Origin of the sequence: Vibrio sp. 10N.222.48.A3 (genome assembly GCF_041475345.1) — a bacterium.
GTDB lineage: Bacteria > Pseudomonadota > Gammaproteobacteria > Enterobacterales > Vibrionaceae > Vibrio > Vibrio tasmaniensis_A.
In genome coordinates this window covers 1-815 of the sequence record NZ_JBFRVX010000378.1, presented here as the reverse complement: position 1 = coordinate 815, position 815 = coordinate 1, and the positions used below count along the sequence as shown (strand labels likewise).

Below are 815 nucleotides of genomic sequence, written 5' to 3'. Positions count from 1 at the left end.
TTGGTAAAGGTGTAATAAAGCTGAGTTTGCTCGTTTTTTCCACCTAAGCCACTGGCCGTTCCCAGCCCAGGCAAATGAATGTCACGAACTCGATTACCTTGGTAATCCAACTGCTCAATCTTAGACACCACATCGACCATGTAGTGGGCAAACAAGTAGCCACCGCCCGTGCTGATATCCAATGGCTGTGGCTTTTCAGGGATGATTTCGAGCCATTTCCCATCGCGAGTATCAAAGCTCACCACCTTGCCGTTTGGCGCATCGAGGTTGGTGTATAAGATGAAGACTTCGTCTTGGTTATCAATGAGGTAAGTATCGCTATCCACATGATCAATCAACGTATTCAGCTGTTGTACTGGTGAATTTAAATCGATATAGAACAGTCTGTTACCCGATGTCGACTCTCGCCCTAGAATAATCAAGTAACGGTCGTCTTCGGTGGTGTAACCCGACACATAGCGGTGCTGCTCGGTGTTGTTCTCACCAAAAATCACTTTGTCGCTAGCTTGCTCGGTACCCAACTCATGGAAGTAAAGTTTGTGCTGTTCGGTACGTGCAGAAAGCTGGCTACCGTCTGGCTTATCGTAACTAGAGTAATAAAAGCCACGATTATCCAACCAAGAAATGCCGGTAAATTTAGCGTCGGTGATTTCGGCTTCAAGCTGCTGTTTAGTCTCAGTATCAATCACAAAGATCTTACGCCAGTCGCTTCCGCCCTCGGAAATACTGTACGCTACTAAACGTAGTCTTTAGAAAACGACACCGAACCCAGTGATGTGGTGCCATCTTCCGAGAAGGTATTCGGATCTAGGAAC

At 46.6% G+C, this 815-nt stretch carries 1 pseudogene; it reads right to left on the bottom strand.

Annotated features, from left to right (window positions below):
- Positions 1-815 (bottom strand): annotated as a pseudogene (locus AB4653_RS11730) (S9 family peptidase); the annotation flags it as partial.